This window comes from Streptomyces sp. NA02950 (genome assembly GCF_013364155.1).
Lineage (GTDB): Bacteria > Actinomycetota > Actinomycetes > Streptomycetales > Streptomycetaceae > Streptomyces.
In genome coordinates this window covers 7,245,570-7,270,948 of the sequence record NZ_CP054916.1, presented here as the reverse complement: position 1 = coordinate 7,270,948, position 25,379 = coordinate 7,245,570, and the positions used below count along the sequence as shown (strand labels likewise).

The following is a 25,379-nucleotide window of genomic DNA, read 5'->3' as shown; positions in this document are numbered from 1 at the left end:
CCGGCGTACGTTCCGGCGAAAGGCAACAGTCACCATGGCTCTTCGGCCACTCCCCCCTCACACGCCCCGCACCGCCGCGGTCGTGTGCGCGCTCGCGGTGGGTCTGACCGCCGCCTCGGTCGTGATCGACGGGCCGGGCGGATCCGGCGGCGGGCCCTCCGCGACCCGCGCCGCGCGGCCCGCCGCGGCCCAGCTCGCGCAGGTCTCCGCGGACGGCCTCACCGACCGGATCAGCGCGCTCCAACAGCATCTGCGCGCCGAGCCGAAGGACGCGACGGGCTGGGCCCAGCTCGGCTCCGCCTATGTGGAACAGGCCCGCGGCACCGGCGACCCCACCCGCTATCCGCAGGCGCAGAAGGCGTTCGCCCGGTCCCTGACCGTCCAGCCGCGCGACAACGACGCCGCGCTCGCCGGACGCGCCTCGCTCGCCGCCGCCCGCCATGACTTCCGGGGCGCGCTGCGCGACGCCGACAAGGCGCTGAAGGTGAACGCCTACAGCCAGGCCGCGATGGCGGTCCGCGTCGACGCCCTCGTCGAACTCGGCCGCTACCAGGACGCGAAGAAGGCCGCGGAGCACGCCGACGCCACCCGCCCCGGCATCCCCGTCTTCACCCGGCTCGCCTACGTCCTGGAACTGCGCGGCGACCCGGCGAAGGCGCGCACGGTGCTGCTGCGCGCCAAGGACTCCGCGAGCTCGCCCAGCGACATCGCCTACGTCTCCACCGCGCTCGGCCAACTCGCCTGGGGCCAGGGCCGGTACGACACCGCCCGTAAGGCCTACGACACCGCTCTGCGGGCCGTCCCCGGCTATCTGCCCGCGCTGGAGGGCCGAGGCCGCACCGAAGCGGCGGACGGGCGGCTCGACGCCGGGATCCGCGATCTGAAGAAGGTCGTCCAGCGCTATCCGCTGCCCGCGGAGCTGGCGGCCCTCGGCGAGGCGTACGAGGCGCGCGGCGACCGTACGCAGGGGCGCCGCCAGTACGCCGTGGTGGACACCTGGATCACCCTGGCGAAGGCCAACGGCGTGGCGACCGACCTCGACAGCGCGCTGGTCGCCGCCGACCACGGCGACCCCGAGGAGGCCCTGAAGGCGGCCCGCGCCGAATGGGAGCGGCGGCAGACGGTGCACACGGCCGACGCCCTCGCCTGGGCCCTGCACCGCACCGGCGACGACAAGAAGGCCCTCGGCTACACTGAGCGCGCCGCCGAACCCGGCTACCGCAACGCGGCGTTCCTCTACCACCGGGGCATGATCGAGAAGTCGCTCGGCGAGAAGGCCGACGCCCGCCGCCACCTCCGCGCGGCCCTCGACCTGAACCCCGGCTTCTCCCCCACCGCCTCCCGTACGGCGAAGGCGGCGCTGAAGCGGCTGGACGGTGACGGATGAGGTTCCGCGTCCGCCGTCTGGTGGCCGCCGCGGGCGTTCTGACCGGCGCGGCGGCCCTGGTCGTGCTGCCCGCGGGCAGCGCCTCCGCCCATCCGCTCGGCAACTTCACCGTCAACCGCTACGACGGTCTGGTCGTCGCCCCCGGACAGCTGCGGGTGGACCATGTCGAGGACCTGGCCGAGATCCCCTCCTCACAGGCGAAGCCGGAGATCGACCGCAACGGCGACAACGCCCTCTCGGCGCGTGAGGTGGACACATGGGCCGCGCGCCGGTGCGCAAGCGCCGCACGCGGGGCGCAACTGACCGTCGACGGGCGCGCGGTGCCGGTGCGCGCCGCCCACACCGCCGGACACACTCGGCGCGGCCAGGCGGGGCTGCCGACACTGCGCGTCGAGTGCCGGCTGACGGCCGCGCTGGCACGGGATGAGCGGACGGCCGTCTCGTACCGTCCGAAGGACATCGGCACCGGCCCCGGATGGCGGGAGATGACGGCCCAGGGCGACCGGATGACGCTCTCCGGCTCCGACGCGCCGAAGGACTCCGCCTCGCGACGGCTGACCAGCTACCCCAAGGACCAGCTCTCCTCACCGGCCGACCAGCGCTCGGTCACCCTGCGGGCGCGGCCCGGCGGCCCGGCGCTCGCCGCGTCCCCCTCCGACGAGGCGGCGAAGGGGGTGGCCTCCGGGGTGCTGCCGCGCGGTGTCGACCGCTGGACCGAGGCGCTGACCTCGATGGTGGCGCGCCATGACATCACCTTCGGCTTCGCGCTCACCGCGTTCGGCACCGCCGTCCTGCTCGGCGCGATGCACGCGATGGCCCCCGGGCACGGCAAGACGATGATGGCGGCGGCCGCGGCGGCGGGCGGACGCAGTGCGCTGCGCGATGTGGTGGCGCTGGGCGCGTCGGTGACGGTCACCCACACGATGGGTGTGTTCGCGCTGGGGCTGCTGGTCACGGCGGGCTCGGCGGCGGCGCCCTCGGTGATCTCCTGGCTGGGCATCGCGAGCGGGGTGCTGGTCTCGGCGGCCGGGGCGCGGCTGCTGCGCAAGGCGCTGCGCCGCCGACGGCAACTGAGCCCTCAGTACCATCACCACGGTCATGACCACGAGCACGGCCACAGCCACAGCCCTACGGATGACCACGAGCAGGGCCACACCCACGACCACGCGCACCCCCACGACCACGCCCCTACGCACACCCACGCCCATACGCACACCCATGACCACGGGGACGGGCACAGCCACACCCATGAGCTGCGGCCCACCCTCCGCGGCACACTGCTGCTCGGTTTCGCCGGGGGTCTGGTCCCCAGTCCCTCCGCCGTCATCGTGCTGGTGGGCGCGGCGGCCCTGGGGCAGGCGTGGTTCGGCTTCCTGCTGGTGCTGGCGTACGGGCTGGGTCTGGCGCTGACCCTCACCCTCGCCGGGTTCGCCGTGGTGCGGCTCGGACACCGGGCCGCGGAAAGGCTGAGCGCCCGCCGTACGGCCGCGGCGGGCCGCGGCCACCGGCTGCTGGCGGCGCTCCACCGCGCCTCCCCGGTGGGCACGGCAGCCGTGGTGCTCGTGCTCGGATGCGGATTGGTGCTCAGGGGGGCCGCAACTACGCTCGGTTGAGGTACATTCACCCCGAATTGCTCGGTTGGGGGGAGGGCTCGGCCATGGGCGACGAGGGTACGGGGCGACGGGGCGAGCGGGTGGCAGGCGGGCGTTACCGCCTCCTGGACGTGCTGGGCCACGGCGGGATGGGCGTGGTGTGGCGGGCGTACGACGAGGCGCTGGGCCGCGAGGTCGCCATCAAGGAGGTCCGCGCCCCGGCCGGGCTCGGCGACCGCGACATCGGGCGGCTCTACGCCCGGCTGGAGCGCGAGGGCCGGGCGGCCGCGCGGGTCTCGCACCGCAATGTGGTCACGGTATACGACGTGGCGCTGGAGGGCGGTCGCCCCTGGATCGTGATGGAGCTGGTGCGCGGCCTGTCCCTGTCCGACGTCCTGGAGGCGGAGGGTCGCCTGCCACCCCCACGGGCGGCGTTCATCGGCGCCGAGGTGCTGACCGCGCTGCGGGCGGCCCATGCGGTCGGGGTGCTGCACCGGGACGTCAAACCCGGCAACGTACTGGTCGCCAACGACGGCCGGGTGGTGCTCACCGACTTCGGTATCGCGGTGGTGGAGGGTGATTCGGCGCTGACGCTGACCGGGGAGCTGGTGGGCTCGCCGGAGTTCCTCGCGCCGGAGCGCGCCCTCGGCGCCCCGCCGGGTCCCGCGGCCGACCTGTGGTCGCTGGGCGTCCTGCTGTACGCGGCGGTCGAGGGCGTCTCACCGTTCCGCCAGGACACCCCGCTGAGCACGCTGCGCGCGGTGGTGGACGCGTCGCTGCCGGAGCCGCGCCGGGCCGGACCGCTCACGCCCGTTCTGGAGGGGCTGCTGCACAAGGATCCGCGGCTGCGGCTCACGGCGGCGGAGGCGGAGCGGATGCTGCGGCTGGTGGCGGCGGGCGGTACGCCCCGGTCCGCCTCGGCCCCGGTGCCCGCGCCCGTACCCGTACCACCCGTACCGTCGGCGGGCTTCGCGGCGAACGGCCCGGACACCGCGCCGTACCACGCCGCCCCCGCCCCCGCTCCCTTCTCCCCGCCGCCGGACGGCGGGCCGCCGCCCGGCCACCGGCCCCGCCGTGCGGTGGCCGCCCTGGCGGCGGGCGCACTGCTGGCCGGGCTGGCGCTGGGCGGGCTGGCCTGGGCGCTGCTGAACGACAACGGCGAGGACGGCAACGCTCCCCGGGGCGGCGGCGGTTCGCACAGCGCCGGTCCCGCCGCCGGGGGCAAGGACCGCCCTGAGCCCCGCGCCAGTACGAGCCGTACAGATGGGGGCGGCGACACGGCCTCCCGTCCGGCGGACGGCACCTCGTCCTCGAAACGGCCGTCCCTCACCATCACGATCATCGTGAAGGCGGTGCGCGGCGGCTACCACGGCACCTGCCCCCCGCCGGAGGACAAGGCGCCGTCCTTCACCGCGACCGTCACGGTGAACCGCGCGCCCACGACCGTGGAGTACCGCTGGATCAGCGGAAGCGGTGAGGTGTCCGGTCCGGGCTGGCAGAAGCTGGAGTTCACCGGCGGCTCGGCGGGATCGTCCCGGACGCTGCGTCATACGGAGGCGGCTCCCGGGGCGCGCAAGGACTGGATCGCGCTGGAGGCGCGGAGCCCCAAGGCGGTGACCTCGGAGAAGGTGTCCTTCACCGTGGTGTGCGAGGAGGCCCCGACGGACGGGGCCTCCTCTTCGGCTTCCTCCTCGGCTTCCTCCTCGGCTTCCTCCTCGGCTTCCTCTTCGGCCTCCTTTTCGGCCGCTGATTCGGCCGCTGATTCGGCCTCGTCCCAAGGCGGCTGAGGTCAGGCGGCCGCCGAGAACGCGGGGAGGTAACCGCCGGACTGTCCGGCGGCGTTGGGGTGGTACGACTCGTCGATGGGCCAGGTGACGCTGTTCAGCCAGGCACTGCCGGAGCAGATCTCGTGGCCGGAGAAGCGGCTCGCGACATCGCCGAAGCTGAAGCCGTGGTCGGCGGCGCGCTTGGCGGTGATGGAGTTGAGCAGGTCGGCCGCCCCGTTGATGGCGGAGCGCTCGGCCTCGGTCAGACCCACGATGCAGGAGCCGTTGAGCTTGTAGAAGCGCGGGTAGCCGAGGACCACGACATGGGCGGAGGGGGACTTGGCGCTGATCGCGTTGTAGACCTGGTCGAGCCTGCCCGGCAGGGTGTCCTGGGCGAAGGCCCGGGCGGTGGCGATCTTGCTGAGGCAGGCGCTCTCACCGGGGAGTACGCAGGTGGTCATGACGTCGGCGAATCCCGCGTCGTTGCCGCCGATACTGATGCTGACCAGTCCGGTGCCGGAGTTGAGCGGTCCGAGCTGGTTGTTGAGGACGTCGGCGGTCTTGGCGCCCGAGCAGGCGGTGAAGTCGAAACTGGAGGGGGAGTGGGAGGCGGCCCAGAGCGCGGGGTACGCCTTGGTGCTGCGCTTGCAGCCGCCGCTGGAGCTGTCGTAGCTGCCCGCGCCGACGCCGGATGAGTAGGAGTCACCCAGCGCCACATAGGCGGGGCCCGCGCTGTTCTCGGTGGCGTGTGCGGTGCCGGCCCCGGTGAGGGCGAGGACGGCGCCTACGGCGAGCGCTCCAACGGTCGCCGTGAGTCTGGACAGTTTCATTCGATCTCCCTAGCAGGGTCCCTGCTGTGCCGATGTGAGGCGCAATCACCCCGGGCGGGGGCAATCGCGTTCGAAACCGTCGGTCACGCCGCGCGCACATGTTTCAGCGACATGACATGGCTATGTCATCCCGTCGAACGCACCGATCCATGCGCGTAGTTGGCAAAATTCTTGCGTTGTCAGGGGCGGGCAGCCCCAAGCGTCCCTGGGCGCACTCCGGGCGCACACGGCGCGCGAGGCCTTGATGAGTGCTCAACCGTTCGCGGCTTCGCGGCGCGTTAGCAGCTATCGGCGCGCTGCTGCGTGCGCCGTTCACGCTCCTGCTGATCCACGCCGGGACGCGGGCGGCCCGCCGGACCCGCGGTGCGACGGGTCGGGCAGGCCGTACGACAAGAAGTCAGGAATGGCCCGGGGAGTTCGGTGTATACGGCCCGGGTGAGCTGACGGCCGTGGACCGGGAGGTCTGGACCGCCATGCGGTCGCGGGCCCGTCTGCTCGGCGCGCCGGAGCCGGGGAACCCCTTTCCGGCACCGGAGTTCACCCTCGCCCTCGGCCGCGGGCGGGCGGTCCGGGCCTCTCGGACGCCCAGGGCCTGGTGCACCGTCCCGGCCTCCGCACGCCCGCAGCGGTTCCCTCGCCCGACACGCTCGGCGAAGTCCTGGTGGCGGGCGGGGCTCGGCGTGGTCTCCACGACGCTTGCGACCAGTCGGTGCGCCCCGGTGTGCCGCCCTTCATCCAGTCGGGGGCGCAGACAGGGTGAGGACGGGCGCGGCGCGGGTGCGGCGCATCAGGGCGACCCGGCGGTCGGGGGCCGCGGAGTCGCCGTGGCCCGGCGACGGCTCGGGGTTGTCCGCGCCCCAGCCCATGAGGTGCTGGTTCCGCGGCACCCGGCGGCCGGGGGGCGTCCTCTCGGCCGTACGTCCGGCGCGCGGCGCCTTGGCCGGCGCTGTACTGGGTATGGATGAATCCCCAGCCGAGTGCCGGTGCGGCGGCTCTGTCGTCACCGTCGCCGTCCCCCGCGGCCCCTCTCCCTCACCGGGCCGGCCGGTGCAGGTGGTCAGGAGTACGACCAGGGCGGCCGTACCGGCGGCGAGCAGCATGCCGCTCCGCCACCGCCGCGCGGCCGTCAACCCGCCCGGTCCTTACCTTGACGTCCCACAAAGGGTAAGAGTGTCCGTGAACGCCCCCATTCCAGTGGGGTTCTTCGGAACCGCTCGCCAAACGGCCGCAAACCCCGGTGCGTGGACGCCCCTCGTGCTGGATCATGGGGCGGGTGCGCTGACCGACGTACCGACCCGCGTTCTCAGGAGGCAGGCCCTGCCCGCGACACCCGCCGAACAGTCCCTCCCGATCCGGCTGAACGTCGATGACAGCGACTCTCCGTCGGATGTGGTCGACGCGCTCTTCCTCGGGCGCTTCGCCACCGGGGAGCAGCCGTACGCGCGCAGCCACTCCGTGGACCGCGTGAAGTCCGGTGTGACCCTGCTGCCGCCCGCGGCCACCGTGCTGCGCGCGGCCCGTGACGACGACCGCAGCGCGACACTCGCCGAGGGCGAGGGCTGGACGCTGCTGGTGTCCCGGTGGAACCGGGGCGCGGACGTGACCGTGACCGCCGTCGACGACGCGCTCGCCGAGAAGGTGCTGCGGCAGGCGATCGACGGCGCGGAGGACGAGCCGGAGCCCCAGCCGGAGAACGTGTCGATGGGCTTCTGGTACGTCTCCCCGCGGCGCGGTCCGCACCGCACCACTCGTCAGATCGCCGCCGGGACCTGGGAGGAGATCCGCGGCAACTACACCGCGCCGGTCGCCGAGGCGATGGACGGGCTGATGAAGATCACCCCGGATGACATCGCCGGGCGGCTCCTGCTGCTGCACGGCCCGCCCGGCACCGGCAAGACCTCGGCGCTGCGCACCCTGGCCCGGTCCTGGCGGGACTGGTGCCAGGTGGACTGCGTACTGGACCCGGAGCGGCTGTTCACCGACGTCGGCTATCTGATGGACATCGCGATCGGCGAGGACGACGGCTCCGCCAAGGGCCGCTGGCGGCTGCTGCTGCTCGAGGACTGCGACGAGCTGATCCGCGGCGAGGCCAAGCACACCGCGGGCCAGGCGCTGTCCCGGCTGCTGAACCTGACGGACGGTCTGCTCGGCCAGGGGCGCAATGTGCTGGTCGGGGTGACCACCAACGAGGACCTGGAGCGGCTGCACCCGGCCGTGGTCCGCCCCGGCCGCTGTCTGGCCCGGATCGAGGTCGGCAAGCTGACCCGCGCGGAAGCCATCGGCTGGCTCGGCGACGACGCCCACGGCCGGGAGGACACCGTCGGGCGGGACGGCGCCACGCTGGCGGAGCTGTTCGCGCTGCGCCGCGGCACCCGCCCCGCGTCGGTGCCCGTCCAGCCGGGCGACGCGGACGCGGGGCTGTATCTGTGAAACGCCGCCCTTCGGCCGCTCAGCCGTACAGCTCCCGCAGCCGTACCGACAGGCAGGTCACACAGCCCTCCATCTTCTCGAACTCGCTGATGTCCACCGGGACCGGCTCATAGCCGAGACCGGCGAAGAGCTCGGCGCTGCGGGGCGCGCTCGACGCCATGAGCAGCTTGCCTCCACCGAGCAGCACCACATGGGCGCCGGACTCCTCGGGGACGGGCAGGAAGCGGGGGAACGCGGCAGGGTCGTCGACCAGCGGGGGAAAGCCGATGACGGTCCCGTCGGGGAGGGCGGTGACCGCCGACTTGAGGTGGAGCACCTTGCTGACCGGGACGGCGACCACCCGTGCGCCCAAGGGCTCGAAGACGGCGCGCAGTTGCCGCACGCCCTCGGCGTTGGTCCGGCCGCCGCGCCCCACGTAGAGGGTGTCCCCGATCTTGAGGATGTCGCCCCCGTCCAGCGTTCCCGGCTCCCGGACCCGGTTGAGCGAGCAGCCCAGCCCGGTCACGGCCGCTTCCGCCGCGGCGGTCTCGGGCCTGCGGGACTCGGCGCCCGGCCGGGCGATCAGCGCGACGTTCTTGTAGACGACCATGGTGTCCTCGACGAAGACGCCGTCCGGGCACTCGTCCATCGGGGGCACCTCCAGCGTGTCCCAGCCGTGGGCGCGCAGCGCCACGACATAGACCTCCCACTGCCGCAGCGCCAGCGCGGGGTCGACCGGCTTTCGGTCGATGTGGGTGACCAGCCCGTCGGCGAGACGGGGGCTGGGGCGTCGGACGAGGGCTTTCCGGCTGGTCATGGGGCTCCTTGGTGAGCGTGCGGGCGCGGGCCGTTGTGCGGGCAGGGGTTTCAGGACGCGTCGTACCCGGCCCGCAGCGCGTCCTCGACGGCGGCGAGCGCGTCCGCGCGGTCCAGGCCGAGGCGTTGCGCCCGCTGGACATAGGTCCGGGCGGCCTCCGCCGCCCGGCGCCGGGCCGCGTCACCCGCCGCCGCCACGAAGGAGCCGTGGCGGCCACGGGTCTCGATCACCCCGTCGGACTCCAGCGACCGGTACGCCTTGGCGACCGTGTTGGCCGCGAGCCCCAGCTCCTCGGCGAAGCCGCGCACGGTGGGCAGTTTGTAGCCCACCGGCAGCGCGCCGGAGCGGGCCTGTTCGGCGATCTGGGCGCGGATCTGCTCGAAGGGGGCGGTCGCCGCGTCCGGGTCGACGGTGATCTGCAAGGCCACGCGGGGCTCCTCGGCGTGTGGTGGGTCCGGTGCGGACGGTGGTCGGGGCGGGCGGTCCGGCGGCCCGGCGGGGGTTTGTCCTCCCCATTGTGTGATGTGCTGGTGTGATGTCACATCGGTGTCCGGAAATCGGGAGGCACACCGGACGGGGACACCGTAGCCTGCGACACCATGACCATGATCGTGCGCGATTTCCGTCCCGCCGACGCGGAGGCCGTGGCCGCGGCGCGCCGTTCCGCCTTCCCCCATCTGGTGACCACGGCGGAGACCGTGGCCTGGGAAGTGGCGAGCGCCCCCGCCGAACGGCAGTACCGGCTGCTGGTCGCCGAGGTGGGCGGCCAGGTGGTGGGCTCGTCCGAAATCGGCGTCTTCCACGCGAGCGACGAGCCGGGGCTCGCCTTCGCCAACACCTCGGTGCGGGTGGACACACTCGGCCGGGGTGTGGGTTCGGCGCTGGTGACCGCGGCGGAGGAGCGGCTCGCCGCACTCGGGGCCGCGAAGGTCTTCGCCTGGACGCTGGAGGCCCCGCACGCGGTGACGTTCGCCGAACGCCGTGGCTACCGCCGCGGCCGCTCGTCCCGGATCCAGCGGCTGGACCTCGGCACGGCCGCGCTGCCGCCGCTGGACCCGCACGGGTTGCCGGAGGGGGTGGAGCTGCGGACGGCGGCGGACTTCACCGCCGATCCGCGTCCGCTGTACGAGGCGGACGCGGAGTGCACCGAGGACGAGCCGGGGGACGTGGACGCCGGGCGGCTGCCGTACGACCAGTGGATCGCCCTGATCTGGGAACACCCCGCCCTGGACCGCGAACTGACCACGGTGGCCGTGGTGGACGGGGCGGTCGCCGCCTACAGCGTGGCGCATACCGACGGCCACGGCCGGTACTGGTCGGGGATGACCGGTACGCTCCGCGCCTTCCGGGGCCGGGGGCTGGCGAAGCTGGCCAAGAACGACGCACTGCACCGCGCGCGGGCGGCGGGCTGTCGCGAGGCGTTCACCGGCAACGACGGCGACAACCAGCCGATGCTGGCGATCAACAGGTGGTTCGGCTATGAACCCGCGGTCACGGAGTGGCGCTACATCCGGGAGCTGACGGCGTAACGGGCGATGACACCGGCAGCGGCAGGAGCCGGCCGGGGCCCGCGGAGTCGAACCCGGCGGCTCCGCCGCGTCGCCGACGAGCACGGTGCCGCCGGTCCCGGCCAGCTTGGCGCGGGCCCGTTCGGCCATGGGCGGCGACCGGTCGACCCCGGTCACCCGGTGGCCGTCCTCGGTCAGCAGCAGCGCGAGACTGCCCGTGCCGCAGCCGAGGTCGAGGATGTCGAGCGGCTCACCGGGCGGCCGCTCGGGCAGCCAGTCGCGCAGCCGCGCGGCCCAGGCGGCCCGTACCCGCGGATCGCGCAGTCCGTGGTCCGGCTCCTGGTCGAAGTCCGCCGCGGCGGCGTCCCAGTAGGCGGCGGTGGAGTCCTCGAGTCCCATGCCGCGATGGTGCCGGACGCCACTGACAATCCCGTAGCTCCGCGCATCCGCATGTCCCGGGCACGGACCGGGCCGGGCCGGGTGCCCGGGAAGCACGGTGGCGATGGACCACCCCGCCGCGGCTATTCCGCAGCGTACGGCCGGTCGCGGCGGGCGTCGTGGAGGACCTCGGCCCACCAGTGGAGCTCGTCGAGCAGGGCCTTCGCCGCGCCGTTCGGGCCCTCCGGATCCAGCAGCGCGCCGTCGGGGCCGAACTGCTCGTAGTAGCGCGGGAACGTCACATGGTGGCGGAGCGTGTGCGCCTGTACCTCGGCGAAGACATGACGCAGCTGCTCCGCCGCGAGGAGGCCGCCACTGCCCCCGCCGCTGTAGCCGACGAAGCCCACCGGTTTGGCCCGGAACTCGGTGTAGTGCCAGTCGATGGCGGCCTTCACCGACGCGGGGAAGCTGTTGTTGTACTCCGGTGTCACCACGACCACCGCGTCGGCCTCCGCGATACGGCGGGTGAGGTCCTCCATCCCGGCCGGACGCGGCGGTTCGGGGTCGAAGGCGGGGGGTGTGGCGGGCAGTGCCAGGGGAAGCGGGATGTCGGCCAGGTCGACGACATCGACCGCGAACCGGCCGTACTCCGCGGCCCGTTCGGCGAACCACTTCGCCACCACCGGGCCGAACCGGCCCTCCCTGACACTGCCGACGATCACCGTGAGCTCGAGGGGTTCGCTGGACATGGGTGCGCTCCTTGCGTCTGTCGTGGGTGGGACGGCTCCCAACCTGCCGGGCGCGGCGGGCACCAGGAAGGCCGGGCCGAAGCTGGTAGTGGCAGGGCCACCCTCCGGACCGGCCCGGCTGTTACGTTCGGTGGTATGAGCGACAACGAGCTCGGGCTGTTCCTCCGCAGCCGCCGGGAGGCCGTCACACCGGCCGACGTGGGGCTGCCCACGGGACCGCGCCGGCGGACGCCGGGGCTGCGCCGGGCCGAGCTGGCCACGCTCGCGGGGGTCAGCATCGAGTATCTGACCCGGCTGGAGCAGGGGCGGGACCGGCGGCCGTCCGCGTCCGTGCTCTCCGCGCTGGCCGACGCCCTCCGGCTGACCCCGGGTGAGCGCGTCCATCTGCACCGGCTCACCAAGGGGGCCGACGGCGGCTTCCTGTGCATGGGCGACGCGCCCCCGGGCCGTACCGTGCGGCCCTCCGTGCGGGCGCTGCTCGACCGGCTCGAGCCCGCCCCCGCCGTGCTGCTCAACCGGCTGAGCGAGGCCCTCGCCTGGACGGAGGGCTACGACCGGCTGGCCCGGCCCGTCGGTCTGCTGGACGCGCGTGAGGACGGCCCGCCCAACCTCACCCATTTCGTCTTCGCCGACAGCCGGGCCCGCACCGCCTTCCCCGACTGGGACCGGGTCGCCGACGACCACGTCGCCGCCCTCAAACAGGGCCCCTTCCGCGCGGACCGGCACATCGCCGCGCTCGCCGACGAGCTGACGATCACCGCCGGGTCCGCCTTCACCGAGCGGGTACGGACCCTGCCCGGTCTGCCGCGGCGGAGCGGTGTGCTGCGACTGGTCCACCCCGAGGAAGGCGAACTGCGCCTGGCCTTCGAGACGCTGGAGCTGCCCGTCGACGACGAGCAGCTCCTGGTCGTCCACCTCCCCGCCGACGAGACGGCGTCCGCCGCGCTCGACCGCCTGGCCGGACGCCGGTCGGGCGCCCTGCGCGCGGTGTCCGGCTGAGCCGGGTAAGTCCCTTGTGTCAGTGGAGGTCGTAGGCTCGGGCGAGAACCTCCACGGTGGCGGCCATGGCCCGACGCAGTTCCGCCGGTGCGACGACCTCGACGTCGGCGCCGAGCCGCAGCAGCTCGCCGCGGGCGTGTTCGGTGCTCTCGGTCGGAATGACCGCCTCGAACCATCCGCTGTCGCCGACGGCGGTTGCGGTGGAGTCGACCGCCCGCACCACCTCCGGAGGGACGTTGTCGGGCAGGCGCTGGCGTCCCCGAGAGGACAGGCGGACGGTGGCCGTACCGGTGTAGCGGCGTGTCCGGAAGTCCTCGAGGTAGGAGGTCCAGTACGCCCCCAGGTCGAAGTCGCCCGGCCGGTCGAACCGCTCGTCGCTCAGTACCGCGTCGAGTACCTGGGCGGCGCGGTATGTCGCGACGCCCTTCTCCGTGGCGGCCACGAGGTACCAGGTACCGGATTTGAGAACCAGTCCGTAGGGGCGGAGGCGGCGGTTCACCTCCTGCGGGGCGCGCCAGCGGCGGTAGCGCACGTCCACCGCACGCCGGGTGAGCACCGCGTCGACGAGGAGGGGGAGATGCGCTGTCCGTTCGGGTTCCCGGTACCAGCCGGGAGCGTCCACGTGGAAGACCGCGGCGGTCCGCGCCGCCTCCTCGCGCAACCCTGTCGGGAGCGCTGCCAGCAGCTTCAGCCGGGCTGCCGCCACCTCGCCCGCGAGCCCCAGATCGGCGGCGGGCCCGGGTAGTCCGGCGAAGAACAACGCCCGCGCCTCGCCCTCGCTCATCCCGGTCAGCCGGGTGCGGTAGCCGTCGAGCAGTTGGTAGCCGCCACCGCGGCCCGTCTCCGCGTAGACCGGAATCCCGGCAGCCTGGAGGCGCGTCAGGTCGCGGTAGGTGGTGCGCACGGACACCCTCAGCTCATCCGCTATCGCTTGCGCGGACATCCGGCCACGGGATTGGAGCAACAGCACCACCGACAGCAATCGACTGGCAGACATGGAGGCATTCTCCTCGAAAAACCCTGACAGCCCCTGTCACAGGGCTCTCCTACCGTCGATCCGCGTCCCGTCGCGGACCGGACGAGCCGCGATCCCACGTCCGAAGAGCACCGAACAGGAGTCCCGCTGTGCCACCGACCGACCTCGTCGGCCTGCCGGCCGTGATCGAGCTGCGCCAGTACACGCTGCGTCCCGGCCGGCGCGACGAGCTCATAGACCTGTTCGACCAGGAGTTCGTCGAGACCCAGGAAGAAGTGGGGATGAGGGTGCTCGGCCAGTTCCGGGACCTCGATGACCCGGACCGCTTCGTCTGGTTGCGCGGATTCCGGGACATGACGGCGCGCCATCGCGGGCTCACGGATTTCTACGGCGGCCCCGTCTGGGCCGAGCACGGTCCCCAGGCCAACGCCACCATGCTCGACTCCGACGATGTCCTCCTCCTGCGCCCGGTGCCGACCGCGAGCGGATTCACCTACTCCGCCACCCGGCGGCCTCCGGTCGGAGCTCCCGCGCCGGACCGGTTCGTGGCCGCCACCGTGTGGTCCTTCCCTCCCGGACGACAGGACGGCATCACGCTGGTCCAGGACGGTCTCCTTCCGGTACTCCTGGAGACGGGGCCCGCGCCACTCGCCTTCCTGACCACCGAGCACGCGCACAATACGTTCCCCAGGCTGCCGGTCCGCTCCGGAGAGAACGTCGTCGCGATCTTCACCTCGTACCCCGACGAGAGGGCGCACCGTCGGCATCTGGCCGACGTACAGGCCCATGCCCTCGTACGTCACGAGATCCTCCCGGGCATCGAGCGAGAACAGACGGCAGCACCCCGGGAACTCCGGCTGACGCCCACCGGCCGCTCGCTCATCTCCTGACCTCCGAGAGCTGAACCCGACGGGCCCGGCCGGCCGGTCATGCAACTGGCCGACCAGGCCCGAGGGGCGTGGTTCGTCAGCGGGGTGGCCCCGGAGCCGTCCCCGTCCGCGACTCGAAACAGCCAGACGGCCCGGCCCTCGTCTTCTCCAGGAACGCATGGTCAGCGTTCATATCGGCCGTCACCACGGACCGCCTCCCCGGGTGACGAGGGCCTGACCGGTCAACCGCCCAGGTAGTGGAAGCCCGGCCTCGGGTGCACCAGAAAGTCGTGGTGCCAGATGTTTCAGGCGTAGGCACCGGCCAGGGCGAAGGCGATGCGGTCGCCCACCGGCAGCTCGTCCACCGGCACCCGCCGGGCGAGGACGTCCTTGGGGGTGCACAGCCGGACGGAGGTGCTCGTCGAGCCGTACGTCGTGGACGTCACCGTGGACCAGGCGGACGCGGCAGCAGGTGACGAGGCCCGGCGCCTCAGCGCACCCAGCCCTCGAGCGGTTCGGTGTCGAGGGTGACCCCGACCGGGGCGGGCAGCGTGACCGTCTTGCCGAACGGCACGGTCTTGGTGCTCTCGTACCGGACGCCGTCGGGCTCGCTGAAGACGGTCACCTCGCCAGCCTCCCGGTCGATCAGCAGATAGACCGGGATGCCGGTCTCGGCGTAGGCGCGGGGCTTCTCCACACGGTCACGGCGATCGGTGTCGGAATCGTAGGAGGTGACCTCCACGACCATGAGCACGGCTTCGGCCTCGGCCCACTCACCCTGGCCGACGAACGCGTCGCTGTGGGCGAGGGTCCCGTCCGGGCGGGCGTGGCCGTTGCGGTACGTCTCCACCTTCAGGCCCTGGTCGTGCAACCACAGGTCGGGATTGGCCTGGATGCAGATCCGCGCCAGCCACTGAATGATCCGGCCGTGGTCACCATCCGGCACCGGCGTTACCCCGATCTTTCCGTTGATGAACTCCCAGCGCACCCCTTCCGCCACACGGGCCGCCAGCCGCGCGTACTCCTCGAACTCCTCCGGCAGCATCTGCGGACGGTCGTGGGTCGCGGTCATGACCGGGGCCTCCCTCGGGTGTGCGGGCGCTTTACAGCGTAACCGGTACCGGCCGTCCGGGCAGGTCGCACCGGTGCTGGCCGCGCCGGTCACCGGGGCCATCGGTCCGCACCGTCGCGGTGGCGAGGGCACCGGCACGGCGGGAACTGCTCCGTTCGGCCCGCGACCTCTTCGGCGCGGAGATCCGGCGTCATCGCGAGAAGGCGGACATGTCGTTACGACGGCTGTCGGAGGTGCTGAATTACAGCAAGTCGCATCTGGCGCGGATCGAGGCTGCGGAGTCGCTGCCGTACGACGACCTTCCGGCGAAGCTGGACGCGTGCTTCGGGACGGACGGGATGTTCGCCCGGGTCTACGCGCTGGCTAGGAACGAGCCGTTCCCGGGCAGGTACCGGCGGGTCATGGAAATCGAAAGCCGGGCGACCGCCATCGAGTCCTATGTGGGTGCCACCGTCCCTGGCCTGCTCCAGACGTCGGCGACTGCCGAGCGGCTGCTGCGCGTCGGGTGCCCGTACGCCCCAGATGCGGAAATCGAGGCCATGGTAAAAGCCCGCCTCGGTCGGCAGAGACGGCTGAGTCAGCCCAAGCCGCCGCGCTGTTGGTTCATTCTTGACGAAGCAGTGTTGCGCCGCCCCATTGGCGGGCCCCAGGTGACATACCACCAGTTGGCGTCCCTTCTCCAGCATGGGACACAGCCACGGATGACCATCCAGGTTCTGCCGTTCGATGCTGGCGAACACCCCGTTCTGGGTGGTTCGCTCAGTCTCTTCACGGTCGCCGAGCAATCGCCAGTACCGGTGCCCTACGTCGAAGGCGCCCGGTCCGGGACGATCATCACGGAACGGGACGAGGTGGAAGAGCGCCGGGAGAACTACGATCTGGTCCGGACCATGGCCCTCTCACCTCGTGATTCCGAGGCGATGATCCGAGCAGCAATGAAAGACTGGAAAGCGTGCTGAACACTCCAGACTTGGGCTCTGCCATCTGGCGAAAGAGCAGCTACAGCAACATCGGTGGCGGTGAGTGCGTCGAGGTCGCCGACAACCTCCCCGGAATCGTCCCCGTCCGCGACTCGAAACAGCCCGACGGCCCGGCCCTCGTCTTCTCCAGGGACGCCTGGTCAGCCTTCATATCCGTCGTCGCGACGAACCGCCTTCCCGGGTGACGAGGGCCTGACCGGTCAGCCGCCGAGGTAGTGGAAGCCCGGATGCGGGTGCATCAGGAAGTCATGGTGCGAGATGTTCCAGGCGTAGGCACCGGCGAGGGCGAAGGCGATCCGGTCGCCCACCCGCAGCGTGTCCATCGGCACCCGCCGGGCCAGGACGTCCTTGGGGGTGCACAGTTGGCCGACCAGCGTCACCCGCTCCCCCGCCACGGCGGGGCGCGGCCAGGAGCGGTCCCAGCGGTCATCGGGCAACACCCGGAACGGCTGGTCGTGCTGTTTGGTGACCGGCGTGCGCAGGTGGTGGGTGCCGCCGCGCAGTACCGCGAACGCCTCGCCGCCGCTGTGCTTGAGGTCCAGCACCTCGGTGACGTACCAGCCGCAGTAGGCGGTCAGGGCGCGGCCCGGCTCGGTCCGCAGGGTGAGGCCGGGGTTGTCGCGGGCCACGTCGGCCAGGCCCGCGCCGTAGGCCGCCCAGTCGAAGCGGTGGTCGGGGCGGGCGTAGTCGACGCCCATGCCGCCGCCGACGTTCACCTCGGTGGGCGCCAGGCCGTGCCGGTCGGACAGCTCCCGTGCCCAGGCGGCGACCCGTCCGGCCACGGCGGTCTGGGCGGGGGCGTCGAGGCCGCTGGCGAGATGGGCGTGGATCCCGCGCAGCCGCAGGCGTCCGTCCGCCGTGAAGTGGCCGAGGCAGCGCTCGAGCCGGTCGGGGTCGAGGCCGAACGGGCTGGGACGGCCGCCCATGGCGAGCGCGGCGCCACCCAACTCCTCCTCACCCAGCGGAAGGTTGACGCGCAGCAGCACGTCGGCCGTATGGCTCCCGGCCCCGGCGATCTCCGCCAGCAGCCGCAGTTCGTGCTCGCTCTCGACGTGGAAGCGCTCGACGCCCAGCTTCAGGGCCCGCCGCAGCTCGGTTTCGGTCTTGCCCGGCCCGCCGAAGGCCAGCGGCTGTCCGGGCACGGCGTCGCGCACATGCTCCAGTTCACCGCCCGAGGCGACTTCGTAGCCGGTGACGTACGGGGCGAGGGCCGCCAGAACGCGCGGTGCGGGGTTGGCCTTGGCCGCGTAGTACAGCTCGACGGCGGGCGGCAGGGCCGCCCGTACGGCCTGTGCGTGGGCGGCGAGCGCGGTCAGGTCGTAGACGTAGGCGGGCAGTTCGTCACCGCTGAGGGTCGTGACAAGCTCCGTGACGGACGGGGTGATCATCGGCTGCTCCCGGGAGAGATGACATGGGCCGCCTCGGACAGCAGGGCGGAGGCGAGCGGGCTGGCGATGCGGACGTAGCCCGCCTCGCGGTCGGCCTGCCGGGCCCAGCGGGTGAGGAGGTTGGCCTTGGCGGGCAGCGGAACGCCCGCGACGAGGGCGCGCAGCGGGGGCGGATCGTCGTGGGCGGCGGAGCGTTCGCACAGCACCCGGCGGACCGCCGACCACAGGGCGGGCTCCAGCCGGGGATGGCGGTCGGCGAGGGCCGCGACCATCTCGGCGACATGGTTGACCAGCAGGCAGTACACCACCCGGTCCCAGCCGCGCTCGCGCTCGTACGTCATCGGGCGGGCGACGGCGGCGGGCAGCGCGGCGAGCGCGGCGGCGTGGTGTTCGGGCAGCAGTTTGGTGCCCTCCAGGTCGCGGAAGAGCACCTGCCGCGGGGTGCCGGAGGCGTCGACGCCGATGACCACGTTCTGGAGATGGGGTTCCAGGACCACACCGTGGTCGAAGTAGGCGGCCAGCACGGGCGGGACGAGCAGCCCGAGATACGCCTCCCACCAGGCCAGTGCCCGGTCCGGCCCGGCCCCGGCGAGCAGCCGGGAGACCTGGGCGCCGCCGGTCGCGTACTCATCGGCGACGGCCGCCGCCAGCAGCCCGGTCAGCCCCGGCCGCAGCCGGGCGGCAAGCCCCTCACGGACGATCACGCCGAAGCCCTCGGCGAGTTCGCGGTGGCCGAGGTCGAGGGTGCGGTAGGCGGGTTCGCGCAGCAGCTCGCCGCCGGGGAAGCGGGCGGCGAGGTCGGCGGCGACCGGGTCCAGCAGCCGGGTCAGCGCGACGGCGCCGGACAGTTCGTAGTCGGCGTTCTTGCGCAGGCAGTTGGTGATCCGCACGTTCAGGCTGAACTTGAGGAAGTCCCGGCCGTCGTAGAGGGTCCGGACCGAGGCGGTCGGCGCGAAGTCCGGTCCGCCGGGCCCGAGGTCGAGCACATCGCCGCGGTCCAGCGCCGCCCGCAGCGCCCGGTGGTCGCGCAGCATGGCGTACTGCCAGGGGTGGGCGGGCAGCAGCCGGTAGCCGACGGGCACCGGCCGCTGCCGGTCGAGGGCGGCGAGGGCCCCCGGGAACGCGGACTCCTCGCGGATGAACTCCTCGCGTACGGCGAGGTGGTGCAGCGGGAAGCGGGCCCCTGCCTCGGGGGCGAACAGCGACCAGGAATCGGCGCTGCCGGTACGGGCCTTGGGGGTGGGGTGGAAGCGGTGGCCGAAGAGCAGCGACTGCTCGGAGGCCAGATAGGGGTCGCGCCGGTCGCGCTCGGCGGTCTTCTCGCGCTCTTCCAGGGCCGCCGTCATCCCCGCGTGGCTGGAGGCGACCTGGTCCAGGAACTCGTCGTTGCGCACCCCGGTGCGCAGGTGCAGCTCCCGGTGGATGCGCTCGGCGAGCTGGCGCCAGGACACCTCGGTCCAGGTGCCGTCGCGCTGTTCGCTGACCGGTCCGGTGAACCGGTGCGCCCCGATGAGGGACGTACGGCGCAGTCCGACGCGCAGCAGCACCCCGCAGCGGGGCAGCCGCAGCCGGAGCCGTCCGTCTGCGACGGCGGTCTGGTGCTCCGGGCCGGACACCTCGCGGAGCAGGCAGTTGAGGAGGGTGTGGGCGGCCACCTCGTCGGCGGAGGCCACGGCGGTGGCAGGGATGGTGGAAGTCGACGCGGAGGAGGGTGAGGGCATCGGGCGGCTCCAGCGGGTGCGGAGGGGGGTGGCGGGAGGCGTGACGGGAGCGGGGTGGGATACGGGGTGGAAGGCGGGCCCGGAGGGTGAGCCGGCCGACGGCTCGGTGGTCATCCGCCGCTCCTCCGCAGCAGGTAGTTGGGCCCGGTGACGTAGTGCTTGTTGATGTCGGCGGCGCCGGTGCGCTCCTTGGGCAGCAGCGTGCCCGCCGTGACCATCGCCTTGACCGGCAGCCGGGGCGCGTCCAGCAGCCGGGCCCGCAGCAGGTCGGCCGTCGCGCCGGGCCGGGTCCCGGCCATCCGGTCGACGGCCTCGGTGAGCCGGTCGCGCAGCTGCCGCAGCAGGGTGTCGAGCGGCGCCCGGCCGAGCGCGGCCAGCTCGAAGACGAGGGCGGCGGCGCACAGATGGACGGTGATGGTGGTGAACACATCGGTCACCGGCCCGTCGCCGCCGGTCAGGATTCTGCGGTCGTCGAATCCGCACAGATCGGCGGCGGCGCCTCCGCCGATCATCGCCGCGAGCCGTATCGCGTGGACGCGCGGACCGTCGTGGTCCTTGATCAGCAGCCGTAGGCGGGGACCGTTCTCGCCGTCCTCGCCGTTCTCGCCGCCCTCGAACACCAGGGAGGTGTTCTGCTGATGGGACTCGAGCGCGATGCCGTGGGCGAAGAGGGTGGTGTGGAAGTCGAACAGCAGCCGGTAGTAGGCGTCGAGGAGAGCGGTCAGATCACCGCCGTAGTAGCGGGCGGTGAGCGCGTCCACGACCAGACCGCCGTCCGGTGTCCGGGCGAGCAGCCCGGCCAGGGGCACGATCCGGGCGCGCTCCAGACCAGGCGGGTAGCGGCGTACCAGGGTCGCCAACAGCTCGTGTCCCGCGTGCAGATGGGTGGTCTCGTCGGCGAGCAGCACGGTGTCGGTGAACCGCGGCTCCCGCGCGATCACCGCCTCCACCAGCCGCTGGGCCACCTCACCGTCGATCAGCGTGCCCGGTTTGACGGTCCGCCGGTTGCGCAGCCCCAGGGTGGCCGTGGTGAGCGGCAGCTTGAGGTGCACGAGGGGGTTCTCGGCGACGGCGACGGTCCGCATCGACAGCGTGGGGACGACATCGAGGTGGGCGCGCTCGGCCAGGTGGGCGGAGCCGTCGAGTCCGGTCTCCCGCAACGCGTCGGCCAGCGGGCGGCCGACGGTGAGCGGGTGCACGGGAAGGGCCAGATGCGTACGGTCCAGACCGCGCGCCAGCCCGAGTCGGGCGGAGGTGGGCCACCACGCGGGCAGCCGGGAGGGATCCCCGGCGACCGCCTCGCGGGGCAGCGCGACCCAGCGCAGCGGGAACGTCGGGTGGAACTCGGGCGCATGGGCGCGTAAGGCGGCCTCGCCGAAGCCGGAGCGGACACGGCCGGTCGGATAGACGGGGTGGTCGCGGAAGGCGGCGAGGGTGTCGTAGGCGAGCGAACCGGACATCCCGGCCCAGCCGGGGCCCTCACCGGGCGGGCGCGCCACCCCATGAGCGCCCCCGCCGGGGGCGGCCCCATCCAGCCCGTGCGCGCCGGAGTCGGACCGACTCGCGCCGACCCCAAGCCCGCCCGGACCGAGGCCCTGCGGGCGGGACCCACCCGGGCCGTGCGCGGGGGACCCGTCCGGCGCGAACGCGCCCAGGCCGGCCGCGCTCGCGCCGGGGCACCCCGAGCCGGGCCCATCCGGCCCGTGCGTGCCCGAGTCGGGCCGACTGGCGCCGTGCCCATCCGGGCCGGGTGTGCGGGATCCGCACGGAGCGTCATCGTCCAGGCTGGGCGTGCTCGTGCCGGGCCAACTCGTGGGCCCCGCTACCGGATCAGTTCCGTCCAGGCCGGGTCTCCGTGAGCCGGGCGTGCACGATGCGTCCACGGCGCCCTCGCCCGGGCCGGGCCCACCCGTGCCGGACCGCCCTTCCGAACCGGGCAGGCCCGCGCGGGGCCCCTCCACGCCGGACCTGCCCGAGTCGGGCCGACTCGCGCCGTGCCCCTGCGGGCCGGGCGCGCGGGAGGTGTCCGGGGCGGACGCGCCCGGCACAGGCGTACCCGTGCCGGGGCTACCCGAGCCCGGTCCCCCGGAGTCATTCGCTCCGGGGCGGACGGAGTTGGACCCCTCTGCGCCGGGCTCGCCCGGCGCGGGACCGTAGTGCGTGGTCAGGCGCTCGACGACGGCGGGGCGGACGCGGGCGTGCCAGTGCGCGGTGTCCAGGGCCTGGCGGCATTCGCCGACGAAGGCGTCATAGCCCGCCCGGTCCTCGGCCGCCACGACCCGCCGCAGTACCCCGAGCACGGCGTCGAGCCCGGTGACGATCCCGGCGGCGGGGGCCTCGCCGGGGTACGGCGGCGCGTCCGGCGGGGACGCGTACTCCAGCCGTACCGGGCGCCGCGCCCGGATCTCGCACTGGAAGCCGTCCTCCTCCACCGGCAGCAGCACGCGTTCACCCCCCTCCAGCGCGATCCGCAGCCAGTCGCCCCCGTCCGCGCGGCGTACGGTGCGGGCGCGGCCGCGCAGTCCGTACGCGTCCTCGCGGAGCAGGGTGTCGATCACCCGCCCGAGAAGCTCCTCTTCGGCCCGCCCCCCGGTGCGTCCGGTGCGTCCGGTGCGGAGCAGGAGGCCGTCGGCCGCCGCGGTCCCGCTCATGACGCGATCTCCCATCGGTGGGCCGCCAGGAACTCCGCCACGGCGGTGTCGATCAGTGCCTGATCGGTGCCGGTCGCCCGCAGGACGCCGAGGAAGTCGCGGTTGGTGCGGTACAGCGGATGTTCCTCGCCGACCTCACGCAGGGGACGGTAGTCCAGCCGTACGCCGTCGCGCTCACTCACGCCCCCCGCCGGGGCGGAGACCAGCCGTCCTGCGCGGTCCGCCAGGACGTATTCCATCCGGGCCCTGCCGTCGGTCCGCGCGCCGAGGTCGTCCGGCAGCGGCTCGCCGAGGTGGGTGCGCAGGACGTGCTCGAAGAGCGGGATGCCGAGGAGTTCGGCGAGCACCAGGTCGCACTGGTCGCCGATGGCCCGGTAGTTGACCTCGATCAGACGGGCCCGGTCGCCCTGGACGACGTATTCGGTGTGGCAGATGCCGAAGCCGACACCCAGCGCCCGAAGTTGGTCCAGCACCTGGCCGGTGTGCGGTTCGGGCGGCGGGGCGGGCAGCAGCCGCAGCCGTTCCTCGATGAAGTGCGGGGGCGGGGAGAGCTCGGTGCGGAATCCGCCGAGGACATGCAGGGTGCGGCCGTCGCCGAGGGTTTCGAGGGTGTGGAGTTCACCGTCGAGGAACTCCTCGACCACCAGCGCCGCACCGGGCCGCCGTTCACGTATGGTCCGGCACCGCGCGACCAGTTCCGCCGCGTCCGCGACGAGTACGACGTCCTCGCTGGCCACGCCCTCGCGCGGTTTGACCACACAGGGGTAGGGGGCGTCGAGCCCGGTGAGGGCGGACGGGTCCTGTCCGGTGCCGAGTTCGGTGGACCAGACCGTGTCGGCGCCGGTGGCGGCGAGGGCGCGGCGCAGTTCGGCCTTGTTCTTGGTGCGCAGCGCGGCGCGCCAGTCCTTGCCGGGGAGGCCGAAGTAGTCGGCGGCGAGGGCGGCCTGGGCCTGGAGGTGGTCGCTGTTGGTGAAGATCGCCCGGGGCCGCTGTCCGGAGGCGGTGATGTGGCTGATGACCTCGCGGAAGTCCCGTATGTCGCAGTGTTCGAGGGCGAGTTCGGGCAGGGGTGCGGTACCGGCCGCGCGGACGCGTGCGTAGGCGCGTTCATGCGCCTCGGGCTGGTCGGTGAGCAGGGTGACCGCGAGCCCCAGTCCGCCCGCCGCCGGGAGGAAACCCTCGGTGACGGAGTCGGTGGGGTTGACGGCGAGGAGGTGGAGCCGGTGGGGCCGCCGGGCAGGGGAGGGGGACGGCCGTGGTGCCGCCTCGGGATCATGCTCGTTCACGGCCCGAGATTAGGTTAGGCAAGCCTAAGACCGCTAATTTGGTGGACCGCTCCGTCCGTTTGGCCCTGATTCGCCGTCAACCCGGTACCCCGATACGGCGGTGCCGGGCCCGGCGCGCGGCCAGTCGCTCGTCCTGGTCCCGCGCGCGGAGGGCGGCGAGTTCGGCACCGAGGATACGGCCGAGCCGCTCGAGGAAGATCTCCGGGCGGCCCTCCTCCGCGTCGGACTCGTCCACGATCCGGTCGACGATGCCCTGGGCGAACAGGTCGGCGGAGCGCACGCCCTGGCGTCCGGCGACCTCGTAGGCCCGCTCGGTGGTGCGGTGGAGGATCGCGGAGGCGCCTTCGGGCGGCAGCGGTGACAGCCAGGCGTGCCGCGCCGCCACGACCCGGTCGGCGGGCAGCAGCGCGAGCGCGGCGCCCCCGGCGCCCTGGCCGAGCAGCAGACACAGGGTGGGCGCGGGCAGGGTGACCATATCGGCCAGGCAGCGGGCGATCTCCCCCGCGAGCCCGCCCTCCTCGGCGGCGCGGTTGAGCGCGGCGCCCGCGGTGTCGATGACGGTGAGCAGCGGAAGCCCCAGCTCGGCGGCGATGCGCATACCGCGCCGGGCGGTCCGCAGCCCCGCCGGGCCGAGCGGCTGGCCCTCCCCCGGCCCGTCGCCCGTCTCGTCCTCGCGCGCGCTGCGGCGGTTGTGCCCGAGCACCACACAGGGCGTGCCGCCGACGCGCGCGAGCGCGAGCAGCAGCCCGGGGTCGTGCTCACCGGCGCCGGTGCCGCTGAGCGGGGTCACGTCCTCGGCGGCGATACGCAGCAGATCCCGCACCCCGGGCCGGTCGGGCCGCCGGGAGGCCCGTATCGACTCCTCGGCGGAGGGCACGGTCCCGCCTCGCGCGGCGGCCCCACCGCCCGGAGCAGGGCCCGCGGGCGCGGGCCCTGCCCCGAAGTCCGCACCGGACACGGACGCGGTCCCCGCCGCCGCACCGGACCCGCCGTCCGATTCCGGGAGCGGCGCGGGAGCGTCGGGCGCGGGGTGTGTTCCGGCACGCCCCGCGGCATCGGCCGCGGGCGCTTCCGGCGTGGGCCGCACGGATGCGGACATCGCGCCGGGCGAGGCCGCGGGCCCGGACGCGGCAGCCGCCTCCGCCGCCGGACCGGCCTCCCCCTCCGCGTCCTCCGCGGAGCGCGAGGGCGGGCCACTGCCCTCGCCCTCATCGCCCGTTACCGCGGCGGCGTCCCCGCACAGGACGCGCAGGACCTGTGCCGCCACCCCCGCCAGGCGGCTGGCCGGGAGCACGGCGTCGATCAGGCCGTGGTGCAGCAGATGCTCGGCGACCTGGACGCCGGGCGGGAATTCCTCGCCGTAGAGGGCCTCGTGCACCCGCGGGCCCATGAAGCCGATGAGCGCCCCGGGCTCGGCGGCGGTGACATGGCCCAGGGAGCCCCAGGACGCGAGGACCCCACCCGTCGTGGGGTGGCGCAGATGGACGAGATAGGGCAGGCCCGCGGCCTTGTGGTCGGTTATCGCCGCCGCCACCTTCACCATCTGGAGGAACGCGACCGTACCCTCCTGCATCCGGGTCCCGCCGGAGGCGGGGGCCGCGAGCAGCGGCAGCCGCTCCGCGGTGGCCCGCTCCACCGCCCGGACCAGGCGTTCCCCGGCGGCGACGCCGATCGACCCGGCGAGGAAGCGGAACTCGCACGCGACGAACGCCACCCGGCGCCCGTCGATCCGCCCCTCCCCCGTGATCACCGACTCGTCGAGCCCGGTGCGCTCACGCGCCCGCTCCAGGTCGGCGCGGTAGTCGGGGTCCTCGGTGACGATCTCGACCGGTTCGTCCCACGAGCGCCGGGTGCCCGGGTCGAGGACGGCCTCGATCAGCTCCGCGGCGGACCTGCGCGACGACGGTGTGGACGAGGACGCCATCCGTCCCTCACCGGCCGTGTCGTTCGTACGAGAGTTCGTTCCGGTCATGTCTGTCACCATTCCACGCACCCGGCCCT

The 25,379-nt window shown here is 73.5% G+C and carries 21 protein-coding genes and 3 pseudogenes; 10 read left to right on the top strand and 14 right to left on the bottom strand.

Annotation, left to right across the window (positions count from 1 at the left end; translation table 11 throughout):
- The first annotated feature begins 34 nt into the window (after nucleotides 1-34).
- Genes HUT19_RS31995 through HUT19_RS31985 form a run of 3 tightly spaced genes read left to right on the top strand, consistent with a single transcriptional unit; the run spans nucleotide 35 to nucleotide 4,766 of the window.
- Nucleotides 35-1,387, top strand: a complete 1,353-nt coding sequence (locus HUT19_RS31995; RefSeq protein WP_176183785.1) for a lipopolysaccharide assembly protein LapB — start codon at nucleotides 35-37, stop codon at nucleotides 1,385-1,387.
- Nucleotides 1,384-3,000 carry a sulfite exporter TauE/SafE family protein gene (locus tag HUT19_RS31990; RefSeq protein ID WP_176183784.1) on the top strand — a complete coding sequence of 539 codons (1,617 nt, stop codon included), beginning with the start codon at nucleotides 1,384-1,386 and terminating at the stop codon, nucleotides 2,998-3,000. Before HUT19_RS31995 ends, HUT19_RS31990 begins: the two co-directional genes overlap by 4 nt.
- Before the next feature lie 44 nt (nucleotides 3,001-3,044).
- Nucleotides 3,045-4,766, top strand: a complete 1,722-nt coding sequence (locus HUT19_RS31985; RefSeq protein ID WP_176183783.1) for a serine/threonine-protein kinase — start codon at nucleotides 3,045-3,047, stop codon at nucleotides 4,764-4,766.
- A 2-nt stretch (nucleotides 4,767-4,768) separates the two neighbouring features.
- On the opposite strand, the gene HUT19_RS31980 is transcribed toward HUT19_RS31985, so the two are convergent.
- On the bottom strand, nucleotides 4,769-5,575 hold the full coding sequence (locus HUT19_RS31980) for an SGNH/GDSL hydrolase family protein (protein ID WP_176183782.1): 807 nt from the start codon (nucleotides 5,573-5,575) through the stop codon (nucleotides 4,769-4,771).
- 731 nt (nucleotides 5,576-6,306) lie between these two features.
- Complete coding sequence (locus HUT19_RS31975; RefSeq protein WP_176183781.1) at nucleotides 6,307-6,705, bottom strand: hypothetical protein; 399 nt, start codon at nucleotides 6,703-6,705, stop codon at nucleotides 6,307-6,309.
- Between the two features lie 187 nt (nucleotides 6,706-6,892).
- Here HUT19_RS31975 and HUT19_RS31970 point away from each other — a divergent pair, with 187 nt between their 5' ends.
- Nucleotides 6,893-8,005, top strand: a complete 1,113-nt coding sequence (locus HUT19_RS31970; protein ID WP_176187542.1) for a DUF5925 domain-containing protein — start codon at nucleotides 6,893-6,895, stop codon at nucleotides 8,003-8,005.
- Between the two features lie 19 nt (nucleotides 8,006-8,024).
- Here HUT19_RS31970 and ddaH read toward each other — a convergent pair whose 3' ends face one another.
- Nucleotides 8,025-8,801, bottom strand: a complete 777-nt coding sequence (ddaH, locus tag HUT19_RS31965) for a dimethylargininase (protein ID WP_176183780.1) — start codon at nucleotides 8,799-8,801, stop codon at nucleotides 8,025-8,027.
- Nucleotides 8,802-8,851: 50 nt separating this feature from the next.
- A complete protein-coding gene (locus HUT19_RS31960; protein WP_176187540.1) occupies nucleotides 8,852-9,229 on the bottom strand; it encodes a GntR family transcriptional regulator in 378 nt (125 codons plus the stop codon).
- Between the two features lie 171 nt (nucleotides 9,230-9,400).
- Here HUT19_RS31960 and HUT19_RS31955 point away from each other — a divergent pair, with 171 nt between their 5' ends.
- The gene (locus HUT19_RS31955) at nucleotides 9,401-10,330 is read left to right on the top strand and encodes a GNAT family N-acetyltransferase (RefSeq protein WP_176183779.1); all 930 of its coding nucleotides are present in this window, start codon (nucleotides 9,401-9,403) and stop codon (nucleotides 10,328-10,330) included.
- Between the two features lie 66 nt (nucleotides 10,331-10,396).
- On the opposite strand, the pseudogene HUT19_RS44390 reads toward HUT19_RS31955, so the two are convergent.
- Both HUT19_RS44390 and HUT19_RS31945 read right to left on the bottom strand, forming a co-directional pair.
- Nucleotides 10,397-10,708 (bottom strand): annotated as a pseudogene (locus HUT19_RS44390) (class I SAM-dependent methyltransferase); the annotation flags it as partial.
- 122 nt (nucleotides 10,709-10,830) lie between these two features.
- A complete protein-coding gene (locus HUT19_RS31945; RefSeq protein WP_176183778.1) occupies nucleotides 10,831-11,436 on the bottom strand; it encodes an NADPH-dependent FMN reductase in 606 nt (201 codons plus the stop codon).
- 135 nt (nucleotides 11,437-11,571) lie between these two features.
- Here HUT19_RS31945 and HUT19_RS31940 point away from each other — a divergent pair, with 135 nt between their 5' ends.
- Nucleotides 11,572-12,435: a helix-turn-helix domain-containing protein gene (locus HUT19_RS31940; protein WP_176183777.1), complete on the top strand. Its 864-nt coding sequence runs from the start codon at nucleotides 11,572-11,574 to the stop codon at nucleotides 12,433-12,435.
- A 19-nt stretch (nucleotides 12,436-12,454) separates the two neighbouring features.
- Here HUT19_RS31940 and HUT19_RS31935 read toward each other — a convergent pair whose 3' ends face one another.
- Nucleotides 12,455-13,432 carry a YafY family protein gene (locus HUT19_RS31935; RefSeq protein WP_176183776.1) on the bottom strand — a complete coding sequence of 326 codons (978 nt, stop codon included), beginning with the start codon at nucleotides 13,430-13,432 and terminating at the stop codon, nucleotides 12,455-12,457.
- 128 nt (nucleotides 13,433-13,560) lie between these two features.
- Here HUT19_RS31935 and HUT19_RS31930 point away from each other — a divergent pair, with 128 nt between their 5' ends.
- Nucleotides 13,561-14,301, top strand: a complete 741-nt coding sequence (locus HUT19_RS31930; protein ID WP_176183775.1) for an NIPSNAP family protein — start codon at nucleotides 13,561-13,563, stop codon at nucleotides 14,299-14,301.
- A gap of 89 nt (nucleotides 14,302-14,390) precedes the next feature.
- Nucleotides 14,391-14,507 (top strand): annotated as a pseudogene (locus HUT19_RS31925) (DUF397 domain-containing protein); the annotation flags it as partial.
- 15 nt (nucleotides 14,508-14,522) lie between these two features.
- On the opposite strand, the pseudogene HUT19_RS44385 reads toward HUT19_RS31925, so the two are convergent.
- Together HUT19_RS44385 and HUT19_RS31915 are read right to left on the bottom strand one after the other, a co-directional pair.
- Nucleotides 14,523-14,687, bottom strand: a pseudogene (locus HUT19_RS44385) (type III PLP-dependent enzyme); the annotation flags it as partial.
- An 83-nt stretch (nucleotides 14,688-14,770) separates the two neighbouring features.
- On the bottom strand, nucleotides 14,771-15,352 hold the full coding sequence (locus HUT19_RS31915; protein ID WP_176183773.1) for a Uma2 family endonuclease: 582 nt from the start codon (nucleotides 15,350-15,352) through the stop codon (nucleotides 14,771-14,773).
- A 119-nt stretch (nucleotides 15,353-15,471) separates the two neighbouring features.
- On the opposite strand from HUT19_RS31915, the gene HUT19_RS31910 reads away from it, so the two are divergent.
- Both HUT19_RS31910 and HUT19_RS31905 read left to right on the top strand, forming a co-directional pair.
- Complete coding sequence (locus HUT19_RS31910) at nucleotides 15,472-16,311, top strand: helix-turn-helix transcriptional regulator (RefSeq protein ID WP_254885885.1); 840 nt, start codon at nucleotides 15,472-15,474, stop codon at nucleotides 16,309-16,311.
- Nucleotides 16,305-16,517 carry a DUF397 domain-containing protein gene (locus HUT19_RS31905; RefSeq protein WP_176183772.1) on the top strand — a complete coding sequence of 71 codons (213 nt, stop codon included), beginning with the start codon at nucleotides 16,305-16,307 and terminating at the stop codon, nucleotides 16,515-16,517. The genes HUT19_RS31910 and HUT19_RS31905 overlap by 7 nt, the downstream gene beginning before the upstream one ends.
- A 15-nt stretch (nucleotides 16,518-16,532) precedes the next feature.
- Here HUT19_RS31905 and HUT19_RS31900 read toward each other — a convergent pair whose 3' ends face one another.
- From HUT19_RS31900 to HUT19_RS31880, 5 genes are all read right to left on the bottom strand, one after another.
- Entirely contained in the window at nucleotides 16,533-17,720 is a 1,188-nt protein-coding gene (locus HUT19_RS31900) for a type III PLP-dependent enzyme (protein WP_176183771.1), read from the bottom strand.
- Complete coding sequence (locus tag HUT19_RS31895; RefSeq protein WP_176187534.1) at nucleotides 17,717-19,441, bottom strand: IucA/IucC family siderophore biosynthesis protein; 1,725 nt, start codon at nucleotides 19,439-19,441, stop codon at nucleotides 17,717-17,719. Before HUT19_RS31895 ends, HUT19_RS31900 begins: the two co-directional genes overlap by 4 nt.
- Before the next feature lie 110 nt (nucleotides 19,442-19,551).
- Nucleotides 19,552-22,092, bottom strand: a complete 2,541-nt coding sequence (locus HUT19_RS43375) for an IucA/IucC family protein (protein ID WP_254885884.1) — start codon at nucleotides 22,090-22,092, stop codon at nucleotides 19,552-19,554.
- Nucleotides 22,089-23,378, bottom strand: coding sequence for an acetyl-CoA carboxylase biotin carboxylase subunit family protein (locus HUT19_RS31885; RefSeq protein WP_176183770.1), 1,290 nt, complete (start codon nucleotides 23,376-23,378; stop codon nucleotides 22,089-22,091). The genes HUT19_RS43375 and HUT19_RS31885 overlap by 4 nt, the downstream gene beginning before the upstream one ends.
- A 76-nt stretch (nucleotides 23,379-23,454) precedes the next feature.
- Complete coding sequence (locus HUT19_RS31880; protein WP_176187532.1) at nucleotides 23,455-25,302, bottom strand: carboxyl transferase domain-containing protein; 1,848 nt, start codon at nucleotides 25,300-25,302, stop codon at nucleotides 23,455-23,457.
- Between the last annotated feature and the right edge of the window lie 77 nt (nucleotides 25,303-25,379).